Raw genomic sequence first — 385 nt, 5'->3', positions numbered from 1 at the left:
TTTATCTAAAAAGTTAAATGCAAAAGTAAAAGTAGATATCGATTCAATGAATTATCACCATTTCTACGACATTCAATTTGCATTTGATAAAGATAGCATTAAACCGTTAGACAACCAAGGCGGAAACGACAACCAAGGCGGAAACGACAACCAAGGCGGAAACGACAACCAAGGCGGAAACGACAACCAAGGCGGAAACGATAACCAAGGTGGAAACGATAACCAAGGCGGAAACGACAACCAAGGCGGAAACGATAACCAAGGTGGAAACGATAACCAAGGCGGAAACAATAATCAAGACAATAACACAACAATTGATCCAAACGCTCTTAAAGACGGTGAATATAGTATCGTTTTTAAAGTGTTAAAAGATAAAACTGAAGAA

Annotated in this window: 1 pseudogene; it reads left to right on the top strand. The window is 38.7% G+C overall.

Annotation, left to right across the window (positions count from 1 at the left end):
- Window positions 1-385 (top strand): annotated as a pseudogene (locus MR083_RS26985) (NEAT domain-containing protein); the annotation flags it as partial.

Origin of the sequence: Bacillus cereus group sp. BfR-BA-01408 (assembly GCF_022663305.1) — a bacterium.
Taxonomy (GTDB): Bacteria; Bacillota; Bacilli; order Bacillales; family Bacillaceae_G; genus Bacillus_A; species Bacillus_A pacificus.
Note: the sequence above shows the minus strand (reverse complement) of the source record. Positions and strands in the feature narration are given on the sequence as shown.